Here is a 23,206-nt window from a genome sequence, read left to right as displayed (position 1 = left end):
ATACTAAAGAAAAAACAAATAACTGATCAATAGATACATGTTTTTCTAAAAAAGATAGGCTGTAAGCCTTTCTAAAAAAGGTTTACAGCCTATAAATAAGATTTATGAAGTCTTTTATTTCAGATCTTCAATAGCTGCCTGCGCCGCTGCGAGGCGTGCTATAGGTACTCTAAATGGAGAACAACTAACGTAGTTCAAACCCACCTTATGGCAGAATTTTACAGAAGAAGGTTCACCGCCATGCTCACCGCAAATACCGCATTTCAAGTCCGGACGAATAGCACGACCTTTTTCCGTAGCCATACGTACCAGCTGTCCTACTCCATTTTGATCGAGAACCTGGAATGGGTCTACTTTCAGAATCTTCTTTTCCAAATAAACCGGAAGGAAAGAAGCAATGTCATCACGTGAATAACCGAATGTCATCTGCGTTAAGTCATTTGTACCAAATGAGAAGAACTCAGCAGAAGAAGCAATACGGTCAGCAGTCAAAGCAGCACGAGGAATTTCAATCATTGTACCTACCTTGAAGTCAATGCTGTCACCCAGTTCAGCGAAAAGTGCAGCAGCTTCTTCGCGAATTACCTTTTCCTGTTCTTTGAACTCATACAAAATACCAGTCAGCGGAACCATGATTTCCGGATGGGTTTCCACACCTTCTTTCTTCAGTTCCAAAGCAGCACCAAGGATAGCACGTGTCTGCATCTGAGTAATTTCAGGATACGTATTACCCAAACGACATCCGCGGTGTCCCAACATCGGATTATGTTCACAAAGTGACTCTACACGTTGCTGGATATATTGCAAACTAACGCCCATAGCGTCCGCCATTTCTTGTTGTCCCTTCAAATCATGCGGAACAAATTCGTGCAAAGGAGGATCGAGCAGACGAACAGTTACCGGACAACCTTCCATAGCCTGGAAGATACCCTTAAAGTCAGCTTGTTGGTAAGGCAATATCTTGGCCAAAGCCTTGCGACGTCCTTCCGCATCTTCTGCGAGGATCATCTCACGCATAGCTTTAATTTTTTCACCTTCAAAAAACATATGTTCCGTACGGCAAAGACCGATACCTACAGCACCAAAGTTGCGAGCTACGCCGGCATCATGGGGAGTATCTGCATTGGTACGTACCTGAAGTTTCGTATACTTATCAGCCAGATCCATCAATTCAGCAAAATCTCCTGAAAGTTCAGCAGCCTTTGTTTCTACCTGACCTTTATAAACTACACCTGTACTACCATTCAATGAAATATAATCACCTTCTTTCAGCAGAACGCCATCTATTTCTACAGTACGCGCTTTATAGTCGATATTCAAAGCACCGGCACCGGATACACAGCACTTACCCATACCACGGGCAACTACTGCTGCATGAGAAGTCATACCACCGCGAGCAGTAAGAATACCTTCTGCAACTGCCATACCCGCCAAATCTTCGGGAGAAGTCTCGATACGTACCATTATAATACGCTTACCGGCAGCATGCCATTCTGCAGCATCATCTGCAAAAAAGACAATCTGTCCTGTAGCAGCACCCGGAGATGCGGGAAGACCACGAGTTAAAACCTTGGCTTGTTTCAAAGCAGTCTTATCAAACACAGGGTGGAGCAATTCGTCCAATTTATTGGGCTCGCAGCGCATCAATGCAGTTTTCTCATCAATCATGCCCTGATGCAGCAAATCCATTGCAATCTTCACCATAGCTGCACCGGTACGTTTACCGTTACGCGTCTGGAGGAACCAGAGTTTACCTTCCTGAACGGTAAATTCCATATCCTGCATATCTCTATAGTGGTCTTCCAACTTAGTCTGCAGAGTATCCAGCTCTTTATAGATTTCCGGCATAGCCTCTTCCATTGACGGATATTTAGCTGCACGTTCTTCTTCGCTAACGCCTGCAAGTTCTGCCCAACGCTGTGAACCGATTTTGGTAATCTGCTGCGGTGTACGGATACCTGCCACAACATCTTCACCTTGCGCATTAATCAAATACTCACCATTAAACAAGTCTTCACCTGTACCGGCATCGCGGCTAAAGCAAACCCCTGTAGCAGAAGTCTCACCCATATTACCGAATACCATTGCCTGAACATTAACGGCTGTGCCCCACTCATCGGGTATACTTTCCATCTTACGATATAGAATAGCACGTTCATTCATCCAAGAATTGAATACTGCACAAACAGCACCCCACAACTGCTCATAAGCACAAGCCGGGAAGTCTTTTCCGGTTTGCTCCTTTACAGCAGCTTTAAACTTCTTCACTAATTCTTTAAGGTCTTCCACTTCCAGTTCATTATCCAGCTTCACACCTTTTGCGTGCTTCACCTCTTCAATGATGGCTTCAAATGGATCGATATCCTCTTTATTAGTCGGTTTCATACCCAATACCACGTCACCATACATCTGTACGAAACGACGGTAAGAGTCCCATGCAAAACGTGCATTGCCTGTTTTACGTGTCAATCCTTCTACTACTTCATCATTCAGACCCAGATTAAGGATCGTATCCATCATACCCGGCATGGAAGCACGAGCACCCGAACGTACTGAAACCAGTAATGGATTTTCTACATCACCGAACTTAGAAGACATTAATTCTTCTACTTTTGCTATAGCGCTTTCTACTTCGCCTTTCAACAGAGCAACCACTTTTTCCTGCCCCATCTCATTATATTCGGTACAAACCTCAGTCGTGATTGTAAAACCAGGAGGAACCGGAACCCCGATAAGGTTCATTTCGGCAAGGTTGGCACCTTTACCTCCCAAAAGATTTTTCATGTCGGCCTTTCCTTCTGCCTGACCGTTACCAAAGGTATAAACTCTTTTCTTGTCCATAATATAAATTTAAGTTTCTTGATTGTGATTTTTTCTGTTCGCAAATCTAAGTATATTTCGCATACTAGAAAACTTTTTGAGAAAAAACTTTCTATCAAAATGCAATTTCGACATTGCAATCTTTAATATTTCACTTCATAGAGAGAATTCCCGAAAAAATGTCTATTTTTGCAGAATAATTTATTAGACTGGTGTAAAAGTGGCAAGAAATAGAAAAGAACTTCCCCTACTGGAGAAAGTGACAATAACGGATGTGGCTGCCGAAGGAAAAGCCATCGCAAAGGTCAATGATTTGGTTATTTTCGTACCTTATGTCGTTCCCGGAGATGTAGTAGACCTGCAAATTAAGAGAAAAAAGCATCATTATGCTGAAGCCGTAGTAGTGAAGTTCCACGAATATTCTCGTGAAAGAGCCGTCCCATTTTGCCAACATTATGGGGTATGTGGTGGTTGCAAATGGCAAGTTCTCCCTTATTCCGAACAGATCAAATACAAGCAAAAACAAGTAACTGACAACCTTACCCGCATCGGAAAAATTGAACTTCCGGAGATTTCCCCGATTCTCGGTTCTGAGAAAACACAGTTCTATAGAAATAAACTGGAGTACACTTTTTCTAACAAACGCTGGTTGACGGAAGAAGAAGTTAAGCAAAATGTGGTATATGATCAAATGAATGCTGTAGGTTTCCACATCCCCAATGCTTTTGATAAAGTACTGGCGATAGAGAAATGCTGGTTACAGGATGACATATCCAACCGTATCCGGAATGCTGTACGCGATTATGCTTACGAGCATGATTATTCATTCATTAATCTGCGTACTCAGGAAGGAATGTTACGCAATATGATTATCCGTACCTCCACTACCGGGGAACTTATGGTGATTCTCGTTGCAAAAATAGAGGAAGAAGAAAGAGAACTGCAACTGTTCAAGCAACTCCTGCAATATGTTGCTGATACATTTCCCGAAATAACTTCCCTTCTATACATTATTAATAATAAGCGCAACGATACTATTACCGACCTGGATGTACATACTTTTAAAGGTAAAGATCACATCTTTGAAGAAATGGAAGGATTACGTTTTAAAATAGGTCCTAAATCGTTCTATCAAACCAATTCCGAACAAGCATACAACCTTTATAAGATAGCACGCAATTTTGCGGGATTAACCGGAAAAGAACTGGTATATGACCTTTATACAGGTACAGGAACCATTGCTAACTTTGTCTCCAAGCAAGCCCGCCAGGTTATCGGTATCGAATATGTACCCGAAGCTATTGAGGATGCAAAGGTAAATGCAGAAATCAACGGTATTGAGAACACCTTATTCTTTGCCGGTGATATGAAAGATATGCTAACACAGGATTTCATCAACCAATACGGTCGACCGGATGTTATTATCACCGATCCTCCTCGAGCCGGTATGCATCAGGATGTAGTAAACGTTATCTTATTTGCCGAACCGAAACGTATTGTATATGTAAGTTGTAATCCAGCCACACAGGCACGCGACCTGCAACTGCTCGACGTAAAATACAAAGTAAAAGCCGTACAACCGGTGGATATGTTCCCACATACTCACCACGTAGAAAACGTAGTGCTTCTGGAATTAAGAAATGAAGACTGAGAATTAATCACTAATCACTAACCATTAATCACTATCAACGTGGCAAGAGGAAAAATAGTAGCACGGGCCCACACTCAATATACGGACTACACAGTAAATGAACCGATGGAACTTATGGAGTTCCTGGCAGCCAAGATGCCGGACGCCAGTCGCACCAAACTAAAATCATTGCTCAGCAAACGAGTGGTGTTCGTAGACAGTGTGATAACCACTCAATACAATTTTCCGCTAAAACCGGGCATGAAAGTACAGATTAGCCGTGATAAGGGTAAAAAGGAGTTTCATAACAAATTGCTGAAGATCGTATATGAAGATGCATATATCATAGTGGTGGAAAAGATGCAAGGTTTACTGTCAGTCAGCAGTGAACGCCAGAAGGAACGTACAGCCTATCATATTCTAAATGAATATGTGCAACGCTCCAATGGACGCGGCAGCAACGTTTATATTGTCCACCGCCTCGATCGTGATACTTCCGGGTTAATGATGTTTGCAAAAGATGAAAAAACACAGCGTACGCTGCGTGATAATTGGCATGAGATTGTAACCGACCGTCGTTATGTAGCTGTAGTTGCGGGAGAGATGGAGAAGAATGCCGGTTGTATAATATCCTGGCTCACGGATCGTACTCTTTATGTATATTCCAGTCCGACAGATGACGGAGGACAAAAGTCAATTACACATTATCGCACTATTAAGCGTGCCAATGGTTATTCTCTTGTGGAACTAAACCTTGAAACCGGACGTAAAAACCAAATCCGGGTACATATGCAAGACTTAGGACATCCTATTGTTGGGGACGGGCGTTACGGACTCGAAGAGGTAAATCCTATCGGACGCCTAGCGCTACATGCCTTCAAATTATGCTTCTATCACCCGGTTACAGGAGAATTGATGCAGTTTGAAACGCCTTATCCGAATGATTTTAAAAAGTTGTTTCTGAAAAAATAAGAAGGCCTATAATAAAACAGGTCACTTTTATAAAGCGACCTGTTTTATTATTATACATTTTCCATTCTTTTATTCCATTCCCAGTATAAAATTAAATCCCCGAGAATCACTTGTCAAGAAGAATGTACCTCTCAACTGATTTCCTGTTACTCTAACATCATCCATATAAGACATACCTGCCCTACCATAATCTAATATTAGATTATTATTGTAATCATCCTCCCACAGCCATTTAAAACGAAAATTATCATAAGGAGCTCCATCATATGAATAATATTGGTATTCTTCACCAAATCCATCTCCCCAAAAAGTAAATGTACTGAAAATAGGTTCACCATTCTCAGCATACATACCTACATCTCCTGTCCATGCTCGTCCTATGATTACGGATTCTATACTATACTGATCATCATCTTCGCATGATGTCAGACTCAGGGCAAACACCCATACAAATATAAAATATAGATATTTTTTCATCTCGCTTATTTATTTAGTTTTTCGTATAATTGGAGTCTGTCATCATCAGCACTTTCCCATCCAACTTACCACTAAGGTAATGATCACGTACCCATACATTCTCAAAGTACTTTACTTTTCCATCTGAAAAAGTAAGTCTTAAAGCTTCCTTGCTATCATCTGTCCAACGCCAGGAAAATTCTCTGTCGACAGTCGTTTTTCCACCGGTATCATAGGTGGTTGTAAGTTCCTGCCCTTTATTATTATCTTTAAAGAATCTGAGTTGATAAGTACATGTTAAGCCCTCATCCGTCTCATATTCATCTATCCAGGTTCTGTCACATAGCTTTTTGTCACTATTCTCCATCGTGTAATATACATCATCCCCGCAAGACAATAAACCAACAGCAAAGATGCATAGCAATAATATTTTTACGCAATTCAAAGTTTTCATAATTATCAAGTTTAGTTAATACCTGTGGACAAAAATACGAAAAGATATCGAAATGTTTTAATATTTCGCCTGATATTTCTTGTAGAAGGTCAGAAACAGAATAAAACCGACCATGGCGAAAGGAACTCCTGCCAGTGCCGGATAACGATAACCGCCACTGATAGCAAGCCCACCAACATACGCACCGATGGCATTTCCCAAGTTAAATGCCACTTGCACACAAGCCGCTCCCAGCATCTCTCCACCTTTTGCCACACGGATAATCAACACTTGTTCCGGACTGGAAACCGCGAATAAGCCGGCAGTACAAAGGCACATCAATAATGCTGATAACCACGGATAAGGAGACAAGAAGAATATCAATAACAGCACAACACAAATCATAGCTTGCACAGTAGTACCTACTTTTCCGGGAGTATATTGGTCAGAAAGACGCCCACTCACCAGATTACCCACCACCATACCAAAACCGGCCAATACCATCAATCCGGTAATGCTTTCGGCACTGAAACCGGATACATTCGTCAATAACGGGTTAATATAACTGTACCAACAAAAAACTCCGCCATTACCCAGTGCCGTCGCCCCTAAAATGAGCCAGGGAACCGGGGTTTTAAGAAAACGGAACTGTCCTTTGAAACCAGTATCTTTCAGCCCTTCCACGTGGGGTACCCAACGCCAGATATAATAAAGAATAATCACTCCCCAACAACCCACCAGCAAGAATGTTACCCGCCATGAGATAGCATTACTCAATGATGTTCCCAATGGAACTCCAAAAAGATTGGCTATAGTCATTCCGGCAATCATGATAGATACGGCCTCAGAGCCTTTACCCTTATCAGCCAATTTTTCGGCAACAATAGAAGCTACACCGAAATAAGCCCCATGAGGAAGTCCGGAAATAAAACGAGCCAGTAATAATACCCAATAATTAGGCGCCATTGCTGCACAGATATTCCCTACCATTATCAGAGTCACCAACGCCAACAAAATATGTTTCAGTGGATGTTTACGGGCCAAGATCAGAGTAGGTGCCCCGACACATACTCCCAAAGCGTATGCAGAAATAAAATGCCCTGCCACAGGAATACTAACGCCCAAATCTTTAGCCACATCGGGCAGAATGCCCATCATGACAAACTCGGCAATCCCTAATCCCAAGGTGCCGAACGCTAATGCAATAAGACTCTTCTTCATACCTATTTTACCTACAAAAAACTAACCTTTTTACCGGGGTGCAAAGGTAGTGTTTTTTTTATTCCAATAATAAACTATTCATGGCTTCATTTTGTTTTTATATATAAACAGAACAGTAATATGAAAACAATTATTATAAGTCTATTTATGGCAATAACAGCAATAGCTGCCCATGCACAGCAGAAAAGTTTTTATGACTTCACAGTCAAGACGATTGATGGAGAAGATTTATCACTTTCCACCTTTAAGGGAAAGAAAGTACTGGTAGTTAACGTAGCATCCAAATGTGGCTTCACTCCGCAATATGCCAAGCTTGAAGAGCTATATAAAAAATATGGAAAAGACAATTTTGTAATAATAGGCTTTCCTGCCAATAATTTCCTGAGCCAAGAGCCAGGCAGTAATGAGGAAATCAAAGAATTCTGCACATTGAACTACGGAGTTACCTTCCCAATGATGGCAAAAATCTCTGTTAAAGGGAAAGACATTGCTCCTCTCTATAAATGGCTTACCGAAAAAAGCGAAAATGGCGTGGAAAATGCAAAAGTTGGCTGGAATTTCCATAAATTCCTGATAGATGAAAATGGAAAGTGGATAGCCTCCTATGGCTCCACAACTGATCCGCTATCGGAGAAGATAACAGAATGGATTGAGAAATAGAACATAATAAGCCCCGAAATTTATCATAAGTTTCAGGGCTTATTATGTTTTTCATTTTCGGAATCCGGAGAAAAAGTTATCTATCCAACGAACCAGATAAACTATAATCACTCCAGCTATTACCATTGCAATGATACGACCTAACATATTTTTGTAGCTTTAAATATTTTAGCAGGCAAAGATAGCTAAGATATATAAAACAGCATAGACTATTACGTAAAAATCATGTTTGCAACAGGGCTACACCCTTTCACCCGAATGGTGTAACCTTGAGCACAAAAGGGTGTAGCCATCCGGGGCAAAGGGTGTAGCCATCCCAGACAACTGATTATGAGTAAATTATACGTCATTCAACAGACCTATAAGCGTTACAACGGAAACAAAATCCTTTATTTTTTGTTATATAGTATAAATCTAACAAATAATAGTTAATTTCGCGAACTCAAAAAAAATTAAAAACAAACGAATATGAAATCAAAAAGAAGTTTTATGCTCATGGCTCTATGCCTAAGCACTTTAGCCGGATTGGCACAAAATACTCAATCTTCCGGGCAAGTCACAGAAGAAAGTAAAACAACATTCAAACCTCATTGGTATATGCAGGTACAGGCAGGTGCTGCAGAAACTGTTGGTGAGGCCAGTTTTAAAGACCTGATCTCTCCTGCAGCAGCTCTTTCTGTCGGATACAAGTTTACTCCTCTATGGGGAATACGCGCCGGTGCAAGTGGCTGGCAAGCAAAAGGTAAATGGGCGGCACTTGACGATTCCTATAAATTCAACTATCTGCAAGGAAACGTAGATGCCACACTTGACCTGAGCAACCTGTTCTGCCACTATAATCCAAAACGTTTCTTCAACGCTTATATGTTCGTGGGAGTAGGTCTCGCCGGTGGATTCAACAATGACGATGCTGTTGCACTGGACGCAGCAGGTTACCGCATGCAATATCTCTGGAGCGGCAAAAAGGTTTTTGTAGCCGGCCGTGGGGGGTTGGGTACAAATTTGCGTCTGAGCAACCATGTATCTTTCAATCTTGAAGTGAATGCCAATGTCGTATCGGATAAATTCAACTCCAAGAAGGCTGACAATGCCGACTGGCAGCTTAATGCATTGGCCGGTTTTACATTCAAGTTCGGAAAGAGTGGCAAAAAGGCAAAACCTGTCGTTGCTTATACTCCGGAGGTCGTGGAAACAGTAGTGGAAGTTCAGCAAGAGACGAAACCAGTTTATGTTCCTGCACCAGTAGAGGAGAAAAAAGAGGAAGTGAAACCTTTGACTGAAAATATCTTCTTCAATATAAATTCTTCTGTTATACGTTCTTCTGAAGAAAGTAAAATAGCTGACCTGGTTGCATTCCTGCAAAAGAACGCAGATGTAAAAGTCTCTATTTGCGGATATGCAGATGCTGGAACCGGTACAACAGCCATTAACCTACGACTTTCCAAAGAACGTGCTTTAGCTGTTGAGAAGGCTTTGAAAGCAAAAGGTATCGCTGCCGACAGAATCATGGTAGACTTTAAGGGAGACAAGGTTCAACCTTTCTCTACTAATAATGAAAATCGTGTAGCAATTTGTATTACTGAATAGTAATCAGATAAGGTCTGATATAAAAGAAATAGAGCTGTACTGTATTATCCTGCCTTTAGGATACAGTACAGCTCTATTTTATGCTCAATTTCGGAATAAGATTACATGAAGATCAACTGCTTCTTAAGCAAATCTACAATATCACTCTGCAATTTCTGTGCATTGATAGGTTTAGAAGTGTACGCATCGAAACCACTATTCAGGATGCGTTCCTCATCTTCTGCATAGACATAAGCCGTTACTGCCATGATAGGAACTGTCGGCGATATTTCACGTATAATCTGTGTAGCCTCATAGCCCGTTTTTTTAGGCATATTGATATCCATCAATATCAAATGAGGATTGTATTTCTTAAATAATTCTACCGCCTCTTCCCCATCCCAAGCATGAAGAATGTTATATTTACGTTTCAGAATAGATTCAAATAACAAGAAATTGCTTTCATTATCTTCAGCTATTAAAACGGTGAGCTTCTCTACTTTACTCAACCGGTGTTCTTTCTGTTCTCTCGTCGACTTGAGTTCCACAGGATGATAAGGAAGAGTAAACCAGAAAGTAGAGCCCTTGTCAGGTTCCGATTCAACGCCTACGCTACCGCCCAAATTCTCAACAACACTCTGGCAGATAGACAGTCCCAATCCTGTACCTTGAGAAAAAGAATCGAGTTTCACAAAACGACCAAAAACAGTATCTTTCTTATCCTCTTCAATTCCACATCCCGTATCCGTAACATAAAAATAAAGGAAATCAGTATCCTTCAGTCTATAACCGAAAGTGATGCTTCCACTATAAGTAAACTTCATAGCATTATTAAGCATATTCGTCATAACCTGTGTCAGCCTGTTCCTCTCGATATTTACAGTACAGTCCGGCATTTCCGGTATATATCGGATGGGGACAACTTCATTCTTCTGACGAAGCTGGGCAGATTCTTCTATCTCCTTAAACAATGCATTCAGATCTAAATCGGAAAATACAAATTCCAGCGTTCCGGACTCAATCTTAGAAAGTTCTAAAATATCTCCTACCAGCTGCAGCAACAGTGTATTATTATTCTCAATAATATTGATATATTCTTCTTTTTCTTCCGGCTCTTCCGCATCTGCCAAAATACTGGAGAAGCCGACAATAGCATTGAGTGGAGTACGTATTTCATGACTCATATTGGCCAGGAAAGCAGACTTCAGACGATTTGATTCTTCAGCTTTCTCTTTTGCCGTAATCAGATCTTCTTCCATTTTCTTTCGTCCAGTTATCACGAGAGAAGAACCTACCAAAGTTATCGGATTACCTTTTTCATCCCTCTTATCCACAGTGGCCTGAGCCTCAACCCATTCATAACGCGATATTCCATTCTTACGAACTATCACGCGATATTCTTCTCTGATCTTAGAAACATTACCTTCCGTCAACTCCTTATAAGCCCTCTTTACCCGGTCTCTGTCTTCCTTGCAAATTTTGGCAAAATATTGGTAGTCAGGAACGGAAAGTTGTTCCTCATTCATCATGCTATCATCATGGCTAAGCTCTACCGGACGGTTTACGTCACAAAGCATAGTACCTTTCTCCAAATCCCATTTCCAGGGAACGATATTAGCCACGTCCAGCGACATTGATAATTTATGATTAGCAGATCGTAACATCTGTTGTGTCTCGGCTAACTCGGTATTATCCACACAGAATACATCAATGTATCCCTTATGCTTAGAGGGTGTCAGAATTACATTGAAATAATTACCTATATTTTCGTAATAGTATTGGTATGAAAGCTCCTTCTGAGTAGAGTTGACCATACTGTAGAGATGACACATTCTTTCAAAGCCTTTCGGATCTGCTTCACTCCCTCTTTTACCAATCACCTCACCCATAGACTTGAAATATTTTTCGAAACGGGGATTTGCTTCCACTGTGATGTAGTCGACAATCTTTCCGGCAGAATCATAAACCAGCTGTTGCTTCAAATAAACGATGGGCATATTCTCAAACAAACTGTGATAGCTTGTCATCAGCTTTATCTGTTCGGCTTGCTTTCTTCTGCTCTTATACAACCACCACAACCACATCCACATAAATAAAATCAGAATTGTGGTAATTCCCAAAATGATACTATATTTGTGTTGCTCCCAGAAAGAAGGAGGCATCATATAAAAAACAGAATTGGGAGGGCACAACTTAGGTGATAATCCGGCTTCTGTAAGATCGTAATAGTTGAACATAGGAGCGGGAGTCCCACAATTCACCATATGAACACCTTTCACGTTATTATCAGCTAAAACGCCGGCAGTTATTTCTGTAATGTTCCTCCCGATTGTCTTCTCATCCAAAAAGTAACCACCTATCATACCATTCCGTTGCAATCCGGTATTGTCTAATGAAAAAATAGGTGAAGAAGAATAATAGCTGAGGATTCTGGAAATATTATTGGTCAATACAGCATTCCCTTTTTGAGCATTTTCCTGATACCATGAGCAAAAGAGAACGCCACTATTCTCCTCTGCATGGGCCAGTGAATCAGCCAATTCATCGGTAGTCATTTCACCGGCAACATAATCTTTTATTTCAAGCTCCGGAAAGTCTTTATTCACAATCTCTTTTAAATCCGAGCGAAACTGAGCACTTATGTAACGGGCATCCGACAAGAAGATAAGTTCATCCATTTCAGACATCAGATTCTGCATTAACAGAACAGTTTCTTTAAGATAGGCAGGCACATGAAAGACAGTCAGCGACAGATTGCCTTGATAATCTGTCAAAGGTGTTCTCTCTTCCGCCGCAATGGCTCGCCTGTGCAAGTAGGCCTCTTGTGGACCTACATAATCCGTCTCGGTGCAGAGAATAACGGGAACATCTTTCCATTTATTTTCTATACTCTCTTTCAGCAAGCCCCAAGAGGCACTACCCAAGAGGACCAAGAGTTTCGGAGGATTGTCTGCATATTTTCCAAAGAGGTTTTCTTTGTATTCTGATAAATCTTCCACATTTTGCAGATGCATAAATTGCCCACCCATGTGTTCCACATCCACTACATAAGGAGAGTTTTTATGTTGATAAGAATTATAAATGGGGATAATAAAATCGTTACTCCAACGGGAAGATCCACTGTATGCATTGAGAATCAATATTCTATCTTCATTTCCGGGTTTAAATGCTGAGGAGACTTCGCCAAATACATTAACAGCATTCGAAAGAAAAACAACTAATATAATAAACACTCTGATTATTATTTGCAAATATTTCATCGAAATTACAGTTTAGTCTACAAGTGTATCCATTCTTTACCACACAAGGAACAAAAGGCCTACATCATAGAGAAATTAGATTGCAAAACTAATTAAAAATCAGAGAATTCCCAGTTTTTAGTAAAGAGATTTTTAAAGAGAATTGCGTATCTTCCATATTCTACGTACTTTTGAGAGCAGAAAATAAAAAAATCATGAAAATACTTCATACCAGCGACTGGCATCTGGGACATACACTATACAACTATGACCGCAGTCGCGAGCAACAAGCATTCCTAAAGCAACTAACCCGCATTGTGGCAGAAGAAATGCCGGATGCAATGGTCGTTAGCGGAGACATCTACCACTACTCCACCCCATCGGCAAGTACACAGAAGATGTACACGGACGGTATGCTCGAAATTCACAGGGCATGCCCCGAAATGACAATTGTAGTAACTGCCGGAAACCACGACAGCAGTTCGAAATTAGAGATAGACAGTAGTCTGTGGAACCATTTCGGTGTAAAGGTAGTAGGAAACATAGAACGAAACCAGGAAGAAGTAAATCTGGAAAAACACATCGTAGAAGTGAGAAACGACAGAGGAATACTAAAAGGATATATTATCGCCATACCTCACGTCTATCCGCAAAACTTCCCGATACTGGACACAGAAACACCTCGAGAAGAACGGCAGGCACGCTTTTTCCAAGCATTGCAGGATGAAGTAGAAAAAATGAATGCGGAAAGACTGCCTGTTGTATTGATGGCACACCTTTCCATAGAAGGCAGCGACCCAACCGGGCATGACGATACCGTAGGCGGAATAGAATATGTCCCTATCAGTGCAATGGGCGAAGGATACGATTATCTGGCACTCGGTCACATCCATTGCCCACAGAACATTAAAGGAAGTAGGTCTTGTGCACGATATTGTGGCGCTCCCCTGTCTGTCAGCTTCGACGAGACTTATCCACATTCTGTTTCCATTGTTGAAATACAAGGAGAAAAAGCACCTCAGATCAAAACAATTGAAATAGAGAATCCGATGCCACTCATCACGCTACCCAAGGAAGCTGTAGATTTTGAAGAAGCTATAAAACTGCTGGAGGAATACCCGGATGACAAACCGGCTTATATCCGCCTGAATGTTCTGATAAAAGATTACCTGGCGCCCGACTGCAACGAACGGGCATCGAGCGCGGTAAAAGGGAAAAACTGCAAATTCTGTTATATCAAGCCCAACCGGGAGAAGCGCACTTCAGAGGATGAAACCAAGCATATCTCTATTCAGGAAATGCAGGAAATGTCCCCATTGGAAATAGCAAAACTTTATTTTCAGGAAGCAGAAGGAGAAGAAATGGATGAGGAACTCTGCGAACTGATGAATAGCGTAGTACAAAAGGTAAAAGAGAAAAGCATTCTGCATTAATTCCCTATAATCTGTAGTGAATCATGAAACTTCAAAAACTGACTATAAAAAATCTGGCATCCATAGAAGATGCTGTGATCGACTTTGAGAATGGACCACTGAGCGAAGAATCCCTGTTTCTGATTTGTGGGGAAACGGGTGCCGGCAAAACAACATTACTCGATGCAATTTGCCTGGCACTCTACAATGAAACGCCGCGCATGGAACGGGCAGAAAACGAAAAGTACAGGGACATAGGGCAAACTTTTTCTTCCAAGAAAGAGGATGTGTCAATAAACGACAGCCGCCAATTGATGCGCAGAAATACCAACGAGGCGTGGACGGAACTAGAGTTCACCGGTTCAAACGAGATACCTTATACTGCCAAGTGGTACGTAGCCCGTGCACACCGAAAAGCATCGGGTGCCATTCAAGATGCAAAGTGGACATTAGAGAACCGGAAAACGAATCTCCAAATCACAAAGAAAAATGAAATAAAAGCCGAAATACAAGCAGCCGTAGGGTTAAGTTTCGAGCAATTCTGCCGTACTACTCTCCTGGCACAGGGAGATTTCACCAAATTTCTTCAGAGTAAGGAAAGTGAAAAATCGGATATCCTGGAGAAACTGACAGGTACCGGAATCTATTCTGAAATAGGTGCAAAGATTTACGCCATCACCAAAGAGAAACGCATAGAATATGAGAATCAGAACCAAAAACTGGAAGGTATCCATGTGCTGACTGATGAAGAGATAAACGAAATCTCCGAAACTACAACTACGCTAAATGCTGATATCAATGGAAATAACGTACAAAAGAGTAGAGCAGTCCTGAAACGTGACTGGTTGAAACGGTTTGCTGAACTGATCCTCACCCTAGAAAGCCAACAAAAGAACTGGGAAACGAAAAAGGAACAATTGCAATCGGATGACTTCCTGCAGAAAGAACTATTGATAAAAGACTGGAATAATACTGCAGATGCCCGTAACTGGTTATTTTCTCTCAAACAGCAACAACAGCAACAGAAAAAAGACAGAGAGCAAACTGAGAAATTGAAAAAGAGTTTCATCTACCTCAGTAGTGGCTGTTTCTGGTTGAAGGAAAATCTGAAAGAATTGCAAGCTAAATTAAAACTTGCCGAAGAGTATTTGCAGGCTCACGCCCCGCTCCTACCTATGTTCGAGCAAAGTCAGTCCATCGTTACAGATCTGAATGCTGTGCTCTCTGCTCACTCACGCATCGCTGCCTACGAAATACAAATAGCAGAATTGTCCCGGAAGCAGCCTGTCCAGGAACAGGAACGCACGAATAAGGAAAATGATTTCAACCGGAAAAACGAGGAAAATCAGATTAAGCAGCAAGAGATAAACTTATTGAATGCCCGGCTTGAATCCATGAATCGAAATGTACTACAGGAAAAGAAGAATGTATTGGAAACGGCTAAGGAAAAGTTGCTAAAAGCTCAAAATACCCTGATACTATTAGGAGAGAAAAAAGCAGCCCTGAACATAGCAGAAGAAAACCTAAAATCTCTGGAACTAAAGCTGCAAACCAGCAAAAAACAATACAAAGAACTGGAAAACAGGTTCGACACTAAAAAGAAAGCCTACGATGAGATCAAAATGCTCTACGACAAACAAAAAGAAGCTGTGGAAGAGTGGGCACAAGAAGCCCGTACCCGTCTTTCTGTAGGAGATATGTGTCCGGTATGTGGTCAAAAGATAGCATCACTCAGCAAGGATGAAGATTTTCAGTCTGTACTTGCCCCTATCTGGCAATCGCTGGAGACAAAAGAGAAAGAATACAAGGAAGCAGAACAAACTTTGAATAGTAACCGGACGGAGACCAGAACTTATGAGGATATGATAGCAGAGAGTCGTCTGGCAACAGATAAAGCCCGGAAAGGATATGAATTTATTCAAACTGAAGCTGAAGAAACATGCCGTCAGTGTAATATTCTAATAATCTCAAATGATACCAGAGATATCCTGGAAAGACAAATTCAAGAAAATAAACAGCACCTTGAAGACATCAATGCCAGATTGAACGAAGTACAAATCCTTTCCAACAATATCTCCCGATTGCAGTACTTAAAAGATGAACATCAGAAAATAGTGGAGGCCGCCCGAAATGCTTTCGATACTGCTGACAAGAATCTGACGAAACTGAAAAATGACATCACTAATAAACATTCGCTAATCGAAAGTGAAAAGGACATCATTCGCACCACACTGGAACGTGTCAGCCCACTTATTCTTTGGGAAGGATGGCAAACAGAATGGAGTACTGATCCTACCTCATTTATCGAACGCTTACAAAAGTCTACAGTACATTATAAACTGGCACAGGACAGGCAATCGGAATTAAAAACAACCATTTCCCTCATAGAGAAAGAGCTGGACAGTGTATCAGCAACGCAGAATCTGATCTGCACAGCATTTCCCGAATGGAAAAACCTGCCAATAAAGGAAAGGATGGAGATCAAAAATCTGGGAATGGCATGGAATACCCTGAACTCTGAAGTCAGCGGATTGAAACAAAATATCTCATCTATCCGAAAAAACATCGACGAGCTGCAAGCCAACCTTACAGTGTTCTATACTATACATCCAGATATGAACGAAGTACGCCTCATAGCTCTTTCCTCCTACTCTAGCGAGCAAATAGAGAACTTGCGTATCGGTCAACAAAGGCTTAAAAACGAAGAAGTAGCCGCACAAACCGCTTTCAAGCTAACAACCAGACAACTGGAAGAGCACCAAAGCAAGAAACCGGAGATGGCAAAGGAAGAAAACCTTGAAAGTCTGGACAGCCTTATCATAGCTTTAGATGAGAAAATTGCAGTAAGCAATCAGGCCCTCATACGGCTGAAAATCCAATTGGAAGAAAACACCAAGAACATCGCCCGGATAAAGGACGAGAAGAAACGTGCGGACGAATTACGGGAAGTGTACTTGAAATGGGACCGTCTTTGCCATCACTTTGGTGACGAGAAAGGAAAGAATTTCCGAAACATCGCACAAAGTTTTGTACTGAAAGAGTTGCTCAATGGAGCAAATTTCTACCTGCAACATCTCACCAAGCGCTACGAATTGGAGTGCCAGGCTGGTTCACTCACTATCTTGCTACGCGATTTTTATCAGGGAGGCACACCACGTCCAGCCTGCACCCTGTCCGGCGGAGAGAGCTTTCTGGTATCTTTATCACTCGCCTTAGGACTCTCTGCCCTCAGCCGCCACAGCCTGTCAGTAGATACACTGTTTATCGATGAAGGATTTGGAACACTGAGCAGCGATTATCTGAATACAGTGATGGATACTTTGGAAAAGCTACACCAAATGGGTGGCAAGAAAGTAGGCATCATCAGTCATGTAGAAGGGCTGCGTGAACGGATCAAAACCCAAATTCAGGTAAAGCGAATCGATAATTCGAGAAGTGAGATTAAAATTTCGAATTATGAATTGTGAACTATAAATTATGAATGGCTGCGCAATCATCCGCACGGCAATTCATAATTTATAATTTAAAATTCATAATTACTATATTATTACCTATTTTTGTAGCAACTATTAATAGAAGAAGACAATGAAAAAGTTCATAAAAGGAGTCCGGTTTGCTCCTAAAAATTATTCCGACGAAGTAGAAGAAAAAATTCAGCACTATAAAAAGGAAGGCTACAAATTACCGTCACGCCATTTATTGCGTACTGAGGAGCAATTGGCAGGTATTCGTGAAAGCGCAAAAATCAATACTGCATTGCTGGATTATATCTCGGCAAATATCCGTGAAGGGATGTCGACAGCAGAAATAGATCATATGGTATATGAATTTACCACAGATCATGATGCCATTCCGGCCCCTTTCATGTACGAAGGTTTCCCTAAAAGTGTATGTACAAGCATCAATGATGTCGTATGCCATGGTATACCGAGTACCAAAGAGTTTCTGCGTAACGGAGATATTGTGAACGTGGATGTTTCGACTATTTATAAAGGATATTTCTCGGATGCTTCACGCATGTACATGATTGGAGAAGTGAAACCGGAACTGCAACGCCTGGTACAAGTGGCAAAAGAATGTCGTGACATAGGCGTACAGACAGCACAACCTTGGGCACGCCTCGGAGATGTAGGCGCAGCCATTCAGGAGCATGCCGAGAAAAACGGATATAGTGTAGTACGCGATTTGTGCGGGCACGGTGTAGGAATTAAGTTCCATGAAGAACCGGACGTAGAACACTTTGGCAAGCGCGGTACGGGAATGCTTATCGTTCCGGGAATGACTTTCACCATCGAACCGATGATAAATATGGGAACTTATGAAGTCTTCATTGATGAAGCCGACGGATGGACAGTCTGCACTGACGACGGGCTCCCCTCAGCACAGTGGGAAAGCATGATTTTGATTACTGAGAATGGCAACGAAATACTGACTGAATAAGCATGGATATTGTTTTCCTGATTATCGGACTCATCGTAGGTGCCGGCATAGGTTACTTAATAGCCGGACGAAAAAGTGCTGCCCTATCCGCACAACTGCAAGCCACCCACGAACGCGAGGAGTTACTGAATCGTACGGTAGAAGAACGGATTTCACGTGAAAAAGCCATAACAACCGAACGGCTGGCAGAGCAGGAAAAATCTTTCAATCTGAGATTGGCAGAACAACAGAAACAATGGGAAGAGCGCCTGAAATTGCAAGTAGAAGAAGCGGAAGCCTTACACAAACGTATGAGCACAGAGTTCGAAAATCTCTCCAACCGGATTTTCAAGAGTAAGGCAGAGGATTTTACTAAGCTAAATTCAGAACATCTCAACAATTTGCTCCGTCCCTTGGGAGAAAACCTAAAAGACTTCCGGGAAAAGGTGGAACAAGTGTATGACAAAGAGTCAAAACAACGTTTTTCTTTGGAAGAACGCATCAAGGATCTGGTAGAATTGAATAATCGCATCAGTGAGGATGCCAACAACCTGACCCGTGCTTTGAAAGGTGACTCCAAGATACAGGGTAACTGGGGAGAAATGATACTGGAACGCCTGTTGCAAGCCTCCGGGTTGATAGAAGGTGAACACTACTTCCGTCAGGAATTCCTAAAAAACGAGCAAGGTGAAATGCTGACCAATGAAGAAAGCGGTCAGAAAATGCAGCCGGATATTATTGTTAGGTATCCGGACGACCGGGAAATGATTATCGACTCTAAAGTGTCGCTAACTGCCTATGCTGCTTATAATTCGGCCGAAAATAAAGATGAAGAGACACACTGGCTAAAGGCACATCTGCAATCGGTACGAGCTCACGTCGATGAACTCAGTCAGAAGGATTACTCACATTATGACGCTAAAGCACCGGACTTTGTAATGATGTTTATTCCCACTGAAGCAGCCTATCTGACAGCCATTAAAGCGGATACTAATTTATGGGAGTATGCTTATAAAAAGAAGGTGGTATTAATGAGCCCTACCAATCTGATCAGCGCACTCCGCCTCTCTCTCGACCTCTGGAAACGGGAAAATCAAGTAAAGAACGTGCAGGATATCATCAAAAGAGGAACGTTGCTTTACGAAAAGATTGCCGGATTTACAGATACTTTCCTACGTATCGGCGACAGTCTGAACGGGATGCAGAGAGATTATGACAAGGCATACAACCAGCTCTCTGATGGCAACGGTAGTGTGGTAAGGCAAGCTGAACTTCTGCGTAACATGAGTCTTACTCCTAAAAAACGGATATCAGCAAGGCTGCTGCCTCAGGAAGAAGAATCAGAAGAAGAGGAAACCGAACCAATGAAATAGACATTCAAAATAAGATATATAAAACATGAAAATACTGAAAGACCGTATCCTGAAGGATGGGAAATGCTACCCGGGAGGCATACTGAAAGTAGACAATTTCATCAATCACCAAATGGACCCTATTTTGATGAAATCTATCGGTGTGGAGTTTGTCAGACGCTTTGCCTCTACCCCAATCAACAAAATTATCACAGTAGAGGCCAGTGGCATTGCTCCTGCCATCATGGTAGGTTATCTATTGGAACTACCCGTAGTTTTCGCCAAAAAGAAAAAGCCCAGTACCATGGAAAATATGTTGGTGACCTCTGTTTATTCTTTCACCAAACAACGCTCGTATGATGTATGTGTCAGTGAAGATTTTCTTCGTCCGGGCGACCGGGTACTCTTTATAGACGATTTCCTAGCCAATGGAAATGCAGCTAAAGGTATTATGGAGCTTGTGAAACAGGCCGGTGCCGAACTGGTAGGTATGGGCTTCATTATAGAAAAGGCTTTTCAACATGGAGGAGATGAACTGCGTGAGCAAGGTATACATGTGGAATCCCTGGCGATTATTGAAAGTCTGGATAATTGCGAAATAAAGATTAGATAAAAGTGTTTCATCATCTATTAACTTACAGCCGGCTTGTTGATTCATGAACAAATCGGCTGTAAATTAATAGCTGGGGTATATCTTAAATGCAGTAAAGCATTATTTATCGGATAAAGTTTTCCGAATAACTTCTTTCACATCTTGGACTATTCCCATAGTAACATCTTTATCAAACTTCAGTCCCACTGATAATCCAACGCTATTGGCAATCGTTTTGTAATCCTTTAGCTTTAATTCCAATTCCTGAAGAGAAGGATTCTTTATCACTGCGCTTATACCTCCTCTCGGATACAAAGATACTTCTATAGGTAAAAATACATCCGAAGCCGTCTTATATTTAGAACCGTAAACCTTAGGTTCTCCAAAAGAAACGAATATAGGAAGCAAACTATCCAAACGAGCCTCGGAAACTCCGCCCAATTCTTTGGAAATTTCTCCACGAACTTGTAGATAAGCCTCTTTTATGGTACGCAGATAAGAAGTGATAGCAGTGGGTGATGAACCACGGTCGTACCTTACAAATAAGCCGGGAATCCATTTTTTGTCCGTATTCGCAACTTTCCGATACTCTTTCCTCAAGAGATCTTTAAGGCGGACTGACAAGGTTTCCACATCATATTCCTTAATCAACTCCTGATTCAGCATCATCTTATTATTCATGTTCACAAAGAAACTATAAAAAGTTCCCGTCGGGTTTTCAATCTGATACTCCTTCTTTCCACCCACAGCATCTTCTGCCTTACGCTCGAAAAATGCTTCCAACTGTTGCAATTCGCTCTCCTGAACCGAATTTTGTTTCACACTCACAGGCGTGTTTATCGCCTGTCCCATTGTTTTCTTCACTTCTGGTCGCGCAAAAGTATAAAGCGTCCCAGCAGCTACAGGCACAAAAAGCAATAGCTTCAAACGTGCCCAATTGTTTGTTCTTCTTTTTAACATCATAGTGATACGATTTTTAAGTTTGCTGTGATTGAATCCGCAAGCCATAGAGTAGAGCCTTGTACCTACGGATTTTTTCACTAACAAAAGTTGATATTCTGTTGCATCGATGCCATTATTAATAACGCCATTATCGGCTTCATACTCGTGCACTTCACGAAGTTCACACATCAGGAGCCATGCGGCAGGATTGAACCAATGGAATATCAGGATACATTCCATCCAAAGTAAATCCAATGTATGCCTATGTTGCAGGTGCATTTGTTCATGCAACAAGATTTCTCCGGGATTCCGTTCATAATCTTCTTGTGACAGAACAATCATATTCCCCCAACTGAAAGAAACGATCTTCTCAGGGCAGATAATCAATTTATATTTCCCATAATTACAGGCGGGGTAACTATGAATGAGCCGGCGCATACGGACAGTAGAAAACAAAAGAAAGGTAAGTACAACCAAAGCTCCAATAAAATAGCAACCACCTAACAGTAAAGTCACAGGGATAGCATGAATCACATTGGCATGATTTTCTTCTGTATCCTCTCCTTTCCCTGTCATAAAAAGGTTTGCTTCTCCTGACAAATGTTTTTCATCAACGCCTCCTTTTCTTTCAATATTCACTTCTTTTTCAGTCAATAAATGTCTTACGGCAGTTATCGGCAACTGCAAAGTTGTATATTGAGGAACATCTATTTGCAGCAATGGGAGTAATGTACATGCCACTGTTCCCATCAACAGTAAATAACGGTTCGTACGAAACAGCGTATCTTTCCTGAAAAACAATCTGAACAGAAGGTACAGGATTGTCAGGCATAAGGTAGACTCAAATATATAAAACAATATAGTTCCCATGATCTATTTATTTTCCGAGTATAACTCTATTTCTATCTGCTCGACTTTTTACTTTCTATTTCCGCGATCAACGCTTTTAACTCGTCTACCGACATACCTTCTTCTTCAATAAATGCAGACACGACATTGGTATAAGAGTTATTATAGTATTGAGCCACCACATCATTCAGTGCAGAACGCTTATATTCTTTGTCGGAAACAACCGCATAATACTGATACGTATTACCATAAGCCCTGTATTTCACAAATCCTTTGTCCTCCAGCCCTCTCACCAAGGTAGATACGGTATTATAATGTGGTTTAGGCTCCTCATAAAAGGCCAACAATTCACGAACAAACATCGGACCATGTTCCCAGAACATTTGCATGATCTCTTCTTCTTTGGCAGTTAATCGTTTCATAATCTTTTCAAGTTTACTTGGGTGAATGGCACAAAGATAGAAATTAGTTTTAAACAAACAACTAATTCTATTAGTTATTCAACTAATACAAGAAGTAGTTTAACTAATATTATTAGTAGATAGTCAATACACATTATTATATATGCGGATCAAGAGTTGAATCCTGTTCATTATTGCAGGATTATGAACACAATCCCACTCCTGATCCGCATAAATAATAT

General features: G+C 41.3%; 16 protein-coding genes. 9 read left to right on the top strand and 7 right to left on the bottom strand.

What is annotated here, in order from left to right:
• Positions 1–114: 114 nt before the first annotated feature.
• Positions 115–2,841: a pyruvate, phosphate dikinase gene (gene ppdK, locus BWI44_RS00650; protein WP_138291920.1), complete on the bottom strand. Its 2,727-nt coding sequence runs from the start codon at positions 2,839–2,841 to the stop codon at positions 115–117.
• Between the two features lie 199 nt (positions 2,842–3,040).
• Between ppdK and rlmD the strand changes: the two genes are divergently transcribed.
• Together rlmD and BWI44_RS00640 are read left to right on the top strand one after the other, a co-directional pair.
• Positions 3,041–4,471 carry a 23S rRNA (uracil(1939)-C(5))-methyltransferase RlmD gene (rlmD, locus tag BWI44_RS00645; protein ID WP_118217094.1) on the top strand — a complete coding sequence of 477 codons (1,431 nt, stop codon included), beginning with the start codon at positions 3,041–3,043 and terminating at the stop codon, positions 4,469–4,471.
• A gap of 39 nt (positions 4,472–4,510) precedes the next feature.
• Positions 4,511–5,422: an RluA family pseudouridine synthase gene (locus BWI44_RS00640; protein WP_286810353.1), complete on the top strand. Its 912-nt coding sequence runs from the start codon at positions 4,511–4,513 to the stop codon at positions 5,420–5,422.
• A 69-nt stretch (positions 5,423–5,491) separates the two neighbouring features.
• Here BWI44_RS00640 and BWI44_RS00635 read toward each other — a convergent pair whose 3' ends face one another.
• The 3 genes from BWI44_RS00635 to araJ are packed head-to-tail and all read right to left on the bottom strand — an operon-like array spanning position 5,492 to position 7,532.
• The gene (locus BWI44_RS00635; RefSeq protein ID WP_044531992.1) at positions 5,492–5,899 is read right to left on the bottom strand and encodes a hypothetical protein; all 408 of its coding nucleotides are present in this window, start codon (positions 5,897–5,899) and stop codon (positions 5,492–5,494) included.
• A 13-nt stretch (positions 5,900–5,912) separates the two neighbouring features.
• A complete protein-coding gene (locus BWI44_RS00630; protein ID WP_044531993.1) occupies positions 5,913–6,332 on the bottom strand; it encodes a hypothetical protein in 420 nt (139 codons plus the stop codon).
• Between the two features lie 57 nt (positions 6,333–6,389).
• Positions 6,390–7,532, bottom strand: a complete 1,143-nt coding sequence (araJ, locus tag BWI44_RS00625; protein ID WP_044531994.1) for an MFS transporter AraJ — start codon at positions 7,530–7,532, stop codon at positions 6,390–6,392.
• A 120-nt stretch (positions 7,533–7,652) separates the two neighbouring features.
• Here araJ and BWI44_RS00620 point away from each other — a divergent pair, with 120 nt between their 5' ends.
• A complete protein-coding gene (locus BWI44_RS00620) occupies positions 7,653–8,192 on the top strand; it encodes a glutathione peroxidase (RefSeq protein ID WP_007663134.1) in 540 nt (179 codons plus the stop codon).
• A 468-nt stretch (positions 8,193–8,660) separates the two neighbouring features.
• Positions 8,661–9,779, top strand: a complete 1,119-nt coding sequence (locus BWI44_RS00615) for an OmpA family protein (protein ID WP_044531995.1) — start codon at positions 8,661–8,663, stop codon at positions 9,777–9,779.
• A gap of 101 nt (positions 9,780–9,880) precedes the next feature.
• Here BWI44_RS00615 and BWI44_RS00610 read toward each other — a convergent pair whose 3' ends face one another.
• Positions 9,881–12,991, bottom strand: coding sequence for an ATP-binding protein (locus tag BWI44_RS00610; protein ID WP_286810349.1), 3,111 nt, complete (start codon positions 12,989–12,991; stop codon positions 9,881–9,883).
• Between the two features lie 221 nt (positions 12,992–13,212).
• Here BWI44_RS00610 and BWI44_RS00605 point away from each other — a divergent pair, with 221 nt between their 5' ends.
• The 5 genes from BWI44_RS00605 to xpt all read left to right on the top strand — a co-directional run bounded on the left by BWI44_RS00605 (position 13,213) and on the right by xpt (position 20,793).
• Complete coding sequence (locus BWI44_RS00605) at positions 13,213–14,430, top strand: exonuclease SbcCD subunit D (protein WP_195208908.1); 1,218 nt, start codon at positions 13,213–13,215, stop codon at positions 14,428–14,430.
• Between the two features lie 23 nt (positions 14,431–14,453).
• Positions 14,454–17,876, top strand: a complete 3,423-nt coding sequence (locus BWI44_RS00600) for an AAA family ATPase (RefSeq protein WP_195208907.1) — start codon at positions 14,454–14,456, stop codon at positions 17,874–17,876.
• A 118-nt stretch (positions 17,877–17,994) separates the two neighbouring features.
• Positions 17,995–18,849 (top strand): type I methionyl aminopeptidase, encoded by an 855-nt coding sequence (map, locus tag BWI44_RS00595; RefSeq protein ID WP_007663142.1) that lies wholly within the window; start codon positions 17,995–17,997, stop codon positions 18,847–18,849.
• A gap of 2 nt (positions 18,850–18,851) precedes the next feature.
• Positions 18,852–20,201, top strand: a complete 1,350-nt coding sequence (locus BWI44_RS00590; protein WP_195208906.1) for a DNA recombination protein RmuC — start codon at positions 18,852–18,854, stop codon at positions 20,199–20,201.
• Between the two features lie 25 nt (positions 20,202–20,226).
• Positions 20,227–20,793, top strand: a complete 567-nt coding sequence (gene xpt, locus BWI44_RS00585) for a xanthine phosphoribosyltransferase (RefSeq protein ID WP_021968099.1) — start codon at positions 20,227–20,229, stop codon at positions 20,791–20,793.
• Between the two features lie 99 nt (positions 20,794–20,892).
• Here xpt and BWI44_RS00580 read toward each other — a convergent pair whose 3' ends face one another.
• Positions 20,893–22,584, bottom strand: a complete 1,692-nt coding sequence (locus BWI44_RS00580) for a M56 family metallopeptidase (RefSeq protein WP_286810344.1) — start codon at positions 22,582–22,584, stop codon at positions 20,893–20,895.
• Between the two features lie 32 nt (positions 22,585–22,616).
• Positions 22,617–22,985 carry a BlaI/MecI/CopY family transcriptional regulator gene (locus BWI44_RS00575; RefSeq protein WP_007663150.1) on the bottom strand — a complete coding sequence of 123 codons (369 nt, stop codon included), beginning with the start codon at positions 22,983–22,985 and terminating at the stop codon, positions 22,617–22,619.
• Positions 22,986–23,206: the final 221 nt, after the last annotated feature.

This window comes from Bacteroides sp. Phil13, from assembly GCF_001940965.1.
Lineage (GTDB): Bacteria > Bacteroidota > Bacteroidia > Bacteroidales > Bacteroidaceae > Bacteroides > Bacteroides intestinalis.
This window is presented reverse-complemented; position numbering and strand designations above follow the sequence as displayed.